Annotated in this window: 8 protein-coding genes and 2 pseudogenes; 1 reads left to right on the forward strand and 9 read right to left on the reverse strand. The window is 38.6% G+C overall.

Features of this window, described 5'->3' with window-relative positions; translation table 11 throughout:
* Positions 1–35: 35 nt before the first annotated feature.
* The 6 genes from STRDD10_RS05775 to STRDD10_RS05800 form a co-directional block, all read right to left on the reverse strand.
* Positions 36–923 carry an NAD(P)H-hydrate dehydratase gene (locus STRDD10_RS05775; protein WP_067193872.1) on the reverse strand — a complete coding sequence of 296 codons (888 nt, stop codon included), beginning with the start codon at positions 921–923 and terminating at the stop codon, positions 36–38.
* A 197-nt stretch (positions 924–1120) separates the two neighbouring features.
* Entirely contained in the window at positions 1121–1894 is a 774-nt protein-coding gene (locus STRDD10_RS05780) for an HAD hydrolase family protein (RefSeq protein ID WP_067193873.1), read from the reverse strand.
* Between the two features lie 2 nt (positions 1895–1896).
* Positions 1897–2760: a bifunctional methylenetetrahydrofolate dehydrogenase/methenyltetrahydrofolate cyclohydrolase gene (locus tag STRDD10_RS05785; protein WP_067194075.1), complete on the reverse strand. Its 864-nt coding sequence runs from the start codon at positions 2758–2760 to the stop codon at positions 1897–1899.
* Between the two features lie 99 nt (positions 2761–2859).
* Positions 2860–3594 (reverse strand): amino acid ABC transporter ATP-binding protein, encoded by a 735-nt coding sequence (locus STRDD10_RS05790; RefSeq protein ID WP_067193875.1) that lies wholly within the window; start codon positions 3592–3594, stop codon positions 2860–2862.
* Positions 3591–4274, reverse strand: coding sequence for an amino acid ABC transporter permease (locus STRDD10_RS05795; RefSeq protein WP_067193876.1), 684 nt, complete (start codon positions 4272–4274; stop codon positions 3591–3593). The genes STRDD10_RS05790 and STRDD10_RS05795 overlap by 4 nt, the downstream gene beginning before the upstream one ends.
* A gap of 283 nt (positions 4275–4557) precedes the next feature.
* Positions 4558–4788: a DUF1797 family protein gene (locus STRDD10_RS05800; protein WP_067193878.1), complete on the reverse strand. Its 231-nt coding sequence runs from the start codon at positions 4786–4788 to the stop codon at positions 4558–4560.
* A 653-nt stretch (positions 4789–5441) separates the two neighbouring features.
* On the opposite strand from STRDD10_RS05800, the gene STRDD10_RS05805 reads away from it, so the two are divergent.
* Entirely contained in the window at positions 5442–7712 is a 2271-nt protein-coding gene (locus tag STRDD10_RS05805; protein ID WP_067193880.1) for an ATP-dependent Clp protease ATP-binding subunit, read from the forward strand.
* 48 nt (positions 7713–7760) lie between these two features.
* Here STRDD10_RS05805 and STRDD10_RS11750 read toward each other — a convergent pair whose 3' ends face one another.
* The 3 genes and pseudogenes from STRDD10_RS11750 to STRDD10_RS05815 form a co-directional block, all read right to left on the reverse strand.
* Positions 7761–7883: a hypothetical protein gene (locus tag STRDD10_RS11750; RefSeq protein WP_269450119.1), complete on the reverse strand. Its 123-nt coding sequence runs from the start codon at positions 7881–7883 to the stop codon at positions 7761–7763.
* Positions 7884–8471: 588 nt separating this feature from the next.
* Positions 8472–8717, reverse strand: a pseudogene (locus STRDD10_RS05810) (MutR family transcriptional regulator); the annotation flags it as partial.
* A 3-nt stretch (positions 8718–8720) separates the two neighbouring features.
* Positions 8721–9923, reverse strand: a pseudogene (locus STRDD10_RS05815) (ABC-F family ATP-binding cassette domain-containing protein); the annotation flags it as partial.
* Positions 9924–9928 lie beyond the last annotated feature (5 nt).

Genomic DNA, 9928 nt, shown 5'->3' on the forward strand with positions numbered 1-9928 from the left:
TCCTTCTATCTCATTAACCAATTCGGATTTTAAGGCTATTTCCCTAAATTTAGGTACTCAATAAAAAATTTTTCTTGAGTAGCATCTGTTATATTTTTCATATATTTAGGAATTTCCTTGCTAATTAGTGTAGGTAGAACGACATAGTTTTCTTGACTGAGTTTCTCAGCAATGGCAGAGTGAAGATAAGTTGCAGTAACCACGCGCTCATAGAGACTGACCTGTGGAAATTGACCAGCAAATCCTGCGATCATCCCTGCCAAGGTATCCCCCATGCCACCTGTTGCTTGATAGGGACCACCAACATCTAGCTGATAGCCCTCTTCTTGCCCACTTGTCCAAATGCGTGTGTGAGGCCCTTTTTCTACAATGACAGTCCCTTTAGGAAAGTTCTGTACTGCTCTTCGACTCTTGTCTTCAGTCTGGCTTACTAGCTCAAGCCCTGACAGCTTTTCCCATTCTTTTTGGTGAGGGGTAAAGACCAACTGAGCCTTTGGCAATTCAAACTGAGAGGCTGCAAAAAGACTGATAGCTCCTCCATCTAAGATCAAGACTTGCTGGCTAGAGACTTGCTCAAAAATCATGTGCAAGATCGCTTGGCTTTCTCTTGCTTCCTTTAAGCCCGGTCCTACGAGAATCACGCTGGCTTTTTGGAGTTGCTCACAAAGAAGTTCGTGATCCGCCAGATCAAAGCCCATAGCTTCAGGAAGATGGCTATGAAGGGCTGTCAGATTGTCACGATTTGTTGCGACAGTAACAAGACCCGCACCACTATAAACCGCTGCAAGGGCCGCCATCATAATCGCCCCCCCATAGGGATAGGTCCCACCAATTAAGAGTAAACGGCCATAATTCCATTTGTGAGTGTTTGGTGAACGAGAGATAATCACTTTTTTTAGTAAATGTTCCGAAATTTGTTTCATTTTTTATACCTTTCCATGACAAAAGGGAAAGTGAAAAAACTCCGTCCAATAAAAAAGAGTTTATTTTCCATCTCTTAAGGTTGATTCAGTCATCTTCGAAGTTAAAAAACGAAAAAAGATACCAGTCAACCACTTTGTCATGCAGTTACTACTACTTTTTTATCGAAAATTGGACACTTTTTACTCAGTTTCCCTTTTTATCTGCCTCTAAAATCCGAAAAAACTTGCACTATTTTCGCTGCGACTGCTGCAGATTGATTTTCTTGATACGGTACTTGCTCATCTCTATAAGCTTTCAATCCTGGAAAGTTACCTATTTGTACTGCATAAAGTGAAGCTTGCAACATCTCGATATCATTTTGGTCATTCCCAAAAGCGATAAAATCATGCCCACAAATCTCAACAATGGTCGTTGCCTTATGGGTGTCCGCTGGATTGACATAAAGACAGCGCTCATGGGCATGATAGGACAGATATAGACTCTGCAATTTCTCTAAATGATGAATAGTATCATCTAACAAATCCTCGTGATCACCCATATAAATCACTAACTTAATAGGGGATTTAAGATTCGTTAAGTCTAGTCTCTGTGCTTGATTAAGTGGATCAATTCCTGAAAAAAAGGGAATTTTTTCAAAAATCTGACCGCTATAATCAAAACAATTATCTACAATAAAAGGGAGGTTGTAGGTCAGGCACCAAGAAAGGAGAACTGTATAGGCCTGTTGTTCCAAATGCTTTTCTAAACGGCATTGCCCGTCTTCATAAACTAGACCTCCATTAAGGCCGATCACCAAATGATTTTTCAACTCCTCACCAAGCAAACCCAGACAATCTCGATAGGAACGTGCTGTTGCAAAAGCCACTTGATGTCCATATTTAGGAGCTGTCAAAAGCGCCTGCTTAATTTCCTTGTCTATGGTCGTATTATCAAAAGACAAAGTTCCATCCAAATCGAAAACGAATTGCATTTTTACACACTTTCATTATCCAAACTACGAAGAGCTGCTTCAAATGTCTGTTGCATTAACATGGTAATCGTCATAGGACCTACACCTCCTGGAACAGGTGTAATATGGCTCGCAAGTGGCGCTACTGAGTCGTAATCTACATCCCCACACAACTTGCCCTGCCCATCACGGTTCATACCGACATCAATGACAACAGCTCCTTCTTTTACAAATTCTGCTGTTACAAATTTAGCACGTCCAATCGCTACTACCAATATATCAGCCTTTTTTGCAATTTGAGGCAACTTATGAGTACGTGAATGAGTCAACGTTACCGTTGCATTTTTTGCGAGCAAAAGTTGAGCCATAGGTTTCCCCACAATATTCGACCTCCCAATGACCACTGCTCGTTTTCCTTCTAACTCAATCCCATATTCATGAAACATTTCCATAATCCCCGCTGGAGTCGAGGGAACCATCACAGGATGCCCACTCCAAAGACGCCCCATATTGAGTGGATGAAAACCATCAACATCTTTTTCTGGAGAAATTGCTAATAAAACAGCTTCCTCATCAATATGCTTTGGTAGAGGAAGTTGTACCAAAATTCCATGCCAAGTTGGGTCTTGATTAAAATCGGCGATCAAATCCAACAATTGCTGTTGACTTATCGTTTCAGGCAGACGCACTACCTGACTATGAAAGCCAGCTGCAAGAGCTGATCGTTCTTTATTACGGACGTAAACCTGACTAGCAGGATTTTCTCCTACTAAAATTACCACCAATCCAGGAGTTATCCCAGTTTTATTTTTCAATTTTTCTGTTTTTAAAGCTAATTCTCCCTGCAATTTAGCTGCAAGGGCTTTTCCATCTATTACTCTTGTCATTTCATTTCTCTCTATTTTTTTCTTCATTATATCAAAAATCTCCCCTCTCCTCCAACACTTGCTAATTAGAAAAAGATATAGCTAAAAACTATACCTTCTCTATAAAACTTTTCCAAGAAAATCTTTAGTTCTTTGTTCTTGACTAGCGTCAAAGATTTGTTCAGGAGTTCCTTCTTCAATAATCTGGCCATCTGCCATAAAAATCACACGATCAGCCACTTCACGAGCAAACCCCATCTCATGTGTCACGATAACCATCGTCATTCCTGACTTGGCTAACTCTTGCATTACCCCAAGAACCTCACCAACCATTTCAGGATCAAGAGCCGAGGTTGGCTCATCAAAAAGTAAAACATCTGGATCCATCGCAAGTCCACGGGCAATAGCAATCCGTTGTTGTTGCCCCCCCGATAGACTTTGTGGGTAAGCTTGAGCCTTATCAGGTAGCCCTACGATTTCAAGTAATTCTTGTGCTTTTTTCTCAGCAAGCTGACGGTTAACTCCTTTGGTCTTAATGGGAGATAGAGTAATATTATCTACTACTGACATATTAGGAAACAGATTAAACTGTTGAAAAACCATTCCCATTTTTTCTCGCATAGCAAACAGATCGTTTTTCTTATCCGTAATGTCCACACCTTCAAATACAACTCGACCACTTGTCGCTTCTTCCAAAAGATTCATGGAACGAAGAAGAGTTGATTTTCCACTACCTGATGGACCGATAATCACCACAACTTCACCTTGCTTGATTTCAAGATGAATGCCTTTTAAAACATCATTTTTCCCAAAAGATTTATATAAGTTCTCAATTTTTAATAAGGTTTGAGTCATGATTTTTCTCCTTGTCCCATTTTATTTTCAAAAGCCTTTAATGCCAGTGTTAGCACAGTAGTCATGATTAAATAGTAAAACGCAGCGAACAAAAGCGGTTCGAGTGGAATATAAGTACTTGTCGCAACGGTTGATGCTCCATTCCATAACTCCATCACACCAATAGTTGACAACAAAGAACTATCTTTAATAATGGTAACAAATTCGTTTCCCAATGCAGGTAAGATGTTTTTAACTGCTTGAGGCATAATAACATAGCGCATGGTGTTATGAGGACGAATCCCTAGTGAATAAGCAGCTTCAATCTGTCCTTGTGGTACTGCATTAATACCTGCTCGAACAGTCTCAGATACATAAGCACCCGAGTTCATGGAAAGAATGATGATACCTGGTATTAAACGGGAGAGATCAACCCCTAAAACTCCTAACTGAAATGTAGGTGCATTAATACTAATCATCGCAAAGGAAATCATGATTTGAACCACCATCGGTGTCCCACGAAAAACCCAAACATAGAAATTCGCTAACCAAACTAGTGGGCGAAACTTAGAACGCTGTGCAAAAGCAAGAGCTACACCTAGAATCGTTCCAAAAAAAACGACCAAGGCAGAGACGACAATCGTGATAATAGCCCCATAATTAAAGTAAGGAAGATAAGTCGGTAAAAATGAAAAATTCATAACACTACTTTCTAATTAGTATATTTATAAACAACAACATTGATTATATTCAAAAATTATACCACATTTTGAATAAAGATACAACCGTTATTTTAATTTTATTCAAAAATAAAAGGAGTAGGAAAGAACTCTGACTGGCTAAAAAGAGTACTTTTCCCACCCCACATAGTTGATAAAGTCATCTTTAAAACAAAAAGTTAAAAGAAGTCAATCAATCACTAGGTCATGCAGTTATACCTATTATACAACAAAGACTGGACATCTTTTGCCCAGTCTTCTTATCTTAATAAAGCAGTTCATAGATTTCCATTGCGATTAAATCAATGCTATCGAATGTGTAGGTTTCACGTGCTTCTACATCACGAAGAGTAAAGGTTGAACCCTCTTCTTCACTATAGTTATATGCAACCTCGGCTACAACTACTCCTTCACGTTCAAAATTACGTTTGAGGTTTCCACCATCCTTTGCCATTGCCTCCAGACGGCTGATAATTCTTACCAAATGTGATTCCATTTTGATTCTCCTCTATTCTTTATCACTTCTTATTTTACCATAAATCATCAAGCAAATACCACTAAAAGGGAGAAATTTTATAAAAATTATGCATCTAACTCATCTTCATCGATTTACTATTTTTCCAAAATCTAGTTTCTTTCTTACAAGAAAATCCGTATCTTCCCTGCTGATCTCTCACAATTTAGTCGAAAGTCTATCATTCATTTAAACTGCAATCAACATCTCCTATTTCTTCAATTAATACATGATACAATTATAACTCCTATCGAATAAAATCCTCCCCCACCCTGCTACGAATTTTGAAATGCTTACTATAAACAGAGAAATACCCTAGTTTCCATAACCTTTTCTAATAGAGAATTCACCTTATCTCATCATGGAGCCACCCTATAATCCATTTAACCCCTCCTGTTCATCTACCTGCATATTTTTTAAAATATTAATTCAGCTCCTCCTAGCACTCTATAGACAATAGTGCCAGATTCCAATCTTTTTACTTGCTTTCACAGAAGAGAATGGTATAATGGTTATATAAGTTTGACCAAATTTGACCAATGTTTTCTCATTCTATTTTTGTTCGAAAATGAATTTTATCATATGAATAAGCAGATGACTCTGGTCAATCCCTGTTTTAAAAGAGAGGAGAATTTATGCTCTGTCAAAATTGTAAAATTAATGATGCAACCATTCATCTTTATACAAATGTAAATGGGCATCAACAACAAGTCGACCTCTGTCAAAATTGTTATCAAATCATGAAAACTGACCCTGAAAACTCTATTTTAGGGGACCTACGCCATTTTAACACATCTCAACCTACCGATCCCTTCAGTGATTTCTTTAATAACCTAGGGAATTTCCAACAACCACGGGATCCGAAAACACCCCCTACACAATCTGGAGGTGGATATGGAAATGGAGGGAATGGCGCTTCCAACAACAGAGGATCCCGGCCACAGCCTACTCCTACTAAAGAAAAAGGCCTCTTAGATGAATTTGGCATCAATGTCACAGAAATAGCTAGACGAGGGGATATTGACCCTGTCATTGGACGCGATGAAGAAATTATCCGTGTCATTGAAATCCTCAATCGCAGAACCAAAAACAACCCTGTACTAATTGGTGAACCCGGAGTCGGAAAAACTGCGGTCGTAGAAGGCTTGGCTCAAAAAATTGTTGATGGAGATGTTCCACATAAACTTCAGGGAAAAGAAGTCATTCGTCTAGATGTGGTGAGTCTTGTCCAAGGCACTGGTATCCGTGGACAATTCGAAGAACGCATGCAAAAACTAATGGAGGAAATTCGCAAACGAGAAGATGTTATTCTCTTTATTGACGAAATTCACGAGATAGTAGGAGCTGGTTCTGCTGGCGATGGCAACATGGATGCTGGAAATATCTTAAAGCCAGCTCTAGCTCGTGGTGAGTTACAATTAGTTGGTGCCACTACACTTAATGAATACCGAATTATCGAAAAAGATGCGGCTTTAGAGCGTCGAATGCAGCCAGTTAAGGTGGATGAACCAACCGTCGAAGAAACCATTACTATCTTAAAAGGTATCCAAAAGAAATACGAAGACTACCACCATGTCCATTATACGGATAGTGCTATTGAAGCCGCAGCGATCTTATCTAATCGCTACATCCAAGATCGTTTCTTGCCAGATAAAGCCATTGATTTACTGGATGAAGCTGGCTCCAAAATGAATCTAACCCTTAACTTTGTTGATCCAAAAGTCATTGACCAAAGATTAATTGAGGCTGAAAATCTCAAAGCTCAAGCCACTCGTGATGAGGACTTTGAAAAAGCTGCCTATTTCCGCGATCAGATTGCAAAATACAAAGAAATGCAAGGGCAACGAATGACCGACCAGGATACTCCTATCATCAGTGAAAAAACAATCGAACACATCATTGAACAAAAAACTAATATCCCTGTCGGAGAATTAAAAGAAAAAGAACAATCACAACTGATTCATTTAGCAAAAGACCTTAAAACTCATGTCATTGGTCAAGATGAGGCAGTCGACAAAATTGCAAAAGCCATTCGTCGAAATCGTGTTGGACTTGGCACACCTAATCGCCCTATCGGATCCTTCCTCTTTGTAGGACCAACTGGAGTCGGAAAGACAGAACTTTCTAAACAACTAGCGATTGAACTCTTTGGTTCTGCAGACAGCATGATCCGTTTTGATATGAGTGAATACATGGAAAAACACAGCGTCGCAAAACTGGTTGGTGCACCTCCTGGCTATGTCGGTTATGAAGAGGCTGGTCAATTGACAGAGAAAGTACGCCGTAATCCTTACTCACTTATTCTTCTTGACGAAGTAGAGAAGGCCCACCCAGATGTCATGCATATGTTCCTTCAAGTTCTAGATGATGGGCGATTAACTGATGGTCAAGGACGAACTGTTAGCTTTAAAGATGCTATCATCATTATGACATCTAATGCTGGTACAGGAAAAGTTGAGGCAAGCGTCGGTTTTGGTGCTGCTAGAGAAGGGCGAACCAACTCTGTATTGGGTGAATTAGGAAACTTTTTTAGCCCTGAATTTATGAATCGTTTTGACGGTATCATCGAATTCAAAGCGCTTAGCAAAGACAATCTTCTTCAAATCGTTAATCTCATGTTAGAGGATGTCAATAACCGACTAGCTAGCAATGATATCCATCTGGATGTTACAGACAAAGTCAAAGAAAAATTAGTAGACTTAGGGTATGATCCAAAAATGGGAGCACGCCCACTACGTCGTACAATTCAAGATTATATCGAAGACGCTATCACAGACTATTATCTAGAGCACCCTAATGAAAAAGAACTCAAAGCCATCATGACTAGTAATGGTAAAATTATTATTAAAGGAAAAGTTCGAACAGAAGACACTGCAGAGGAACCAGTTCAAACAAACGAAGAATAAAAATAAGGTTTTGAAATTATCGAATCGACTAGAAAAGTAAGTTCTATTCTATAAGTCATAAACAAAACGTAAAAACGGATCTTCATACTCTTTCAGAATCAACTTATCAAGTGTTATGTTGTCCTTCGCCTGCTCTCGGATATACTTTTCCTCAGACTTTTCATTTTTCAAAAAATCTCTATCAAGTCAGACTTTACATTGTAAAATACAACTTAACTAAGATTTTTTAGTGTAACTCAATGTGATATTTCTCTACCTATTTAGTATTTCATAAACGATAACTAATTTTTGCCATTTATTTTTCCTGCTATCATCTAAACCGTTAGATAATAGCAGGAAAAAACGAATAGAGGCACAATGTAATATCGGCCACCAGCTATGCTGGTGGTTTTTTTGCTCTTCGTTCAAAAAAACTAACTTGAAACCTTAACAAAAAAAGCCATCATTTGATGACTTTTTCAGAAACTTGAATCAACTAGATTCTTTTTTCCCTAATGATACCAATCGAGCTTAAAAATAAAACATAGATAACCGTAAATGTGATTGAATCAGTTTTCTTAGACGAAAAACCTAACTACATCCCTTCTCTCTTTCATGAAGAGTGACATTATCTTCCCGTTTTAAAATTGAATTTCAAGCAAGTTATGCCTGTTCTCAGTAATTCAATTCTTAATTTCAAAGCTTCCCAAAACTACTCGATACGCTAGCCTTCAGGAGAATAGGGAGTTAAAGAGACAAAGCAAACCCATAAAACGAATGCGGAATAATCTGCGCCATCAAGGCAACATGTTCATGATTATGGAACTCCCTAGCTTTGTCCATAAAATTTTCAATGGTCACGTGAATATTATCCAAAACTTCAAAGAATCTTGAAACTGCCAAATCAGACTCCCCAAGCTCAAAACGAGATAACTGAGAGGTTGAACAAGCCTCACCTGCCGCTTCCTTTAATGAATAATTTCCACTTGTTCGAAATTCACGAAATACTTTTCCCAGATGTTCCATTCGCTACACCTGCTCTGATAATTCTTCCCATTCCATCATAGCTTGCTCTTGTCTTTCCGTCAACTGCTCCAATTGGTCTTGAAAAGCCATCAATTCGTTGGCATCATTTATTTGCTGCATACTTTGGTGTATGCTGGCGATTTGATCATCAAGATTTTCTATCTCAGTCTCTAACAATTCAATTTTTCTTGTGAGTTTTCGAATTTCTTTTTGATTGGCCTTTTGGATTTGATAATCATTGGGACTAGACGGTTGACTTTGTTCTGGGCTTTCAAGTGCCTCCTTTGCTAGGACCAGAGCTTCGAGCTCTGCTTTTTTCTCTAGATAATAATCATAGTCTCCTAAATAGAGGGTTGAGCCAGTCTCAGAAATTTCTAAAACTTGTGTCGCTACTCGATTGATAAAATAACGGTCGTGACTAACGAAAAGAAGGGTTCCATCAAAGTCAATGAGGGCATTTTCCAATACTTCCTTACTATCAATATCCAGATGATTTGTTGGTTCATCTAAAATCAAGAAATTATTATTTTCCATAGATAATTTAGCCAAAAGTAGTCGAGCCTTCTCTCCCCCTGACAACATCCCTACAGACTTTTTCACATCATCCCCAGAAAATAAGAAAGCTCCTAGGCGATTGCGAATTTCAACTTCTGGTTTGAGTTTAAACTCATTCCATATCTCGTCCAATACAGAGTTGCTCGTTGTCAATTTACTTTGTGTCTGATCGTAATAACCAACATCAACATTCGTTCCTAAAATAGCTTCTCCTTTTAAAAAAGGAAGAAGACCAACTATCGATTTAATCAAAGTCGTCTTCCCAATTCCATTTGGGCCAACTACCGCAACAGCATTCATTTTTCGAATATCTAATTGAATGGGTTGCGATAAAATTTTCTGATCATAACCGATAGCTGCATCTTTAAGCGTTAGAACCACATTACCTGATGATCTTTCAGAAGTAAATGTCATATTCGCAGCCCGTCCTGAATTCTCTGGTTTATCAAGCCGCTCCATTTTTTCTAACTGCTTACGCCTTGACTGAGCTCGTTTAGTGGTTGAAGCCCGTACTAGATTTCGATTTACAAAATCTTGCAAAGCAGCAATTTCCTTTTGTTGCTTTTCATAATTTTTAGCCTCTGTTAAAAGCTTCTGCTCTTTTTGCGCTACAAAACTCGTATAGTTGCCAACATAACGATGTAAAGCATGTTATC

It is taken from the genome of Streptococcus sp. DD10 (genome assembly GCF_001578805.1).
Taxonomy (GTDB): Bacteria; Bacillota; Bacilli; order Lactobacillales; family Streptococcaceae; genus Streptococcus.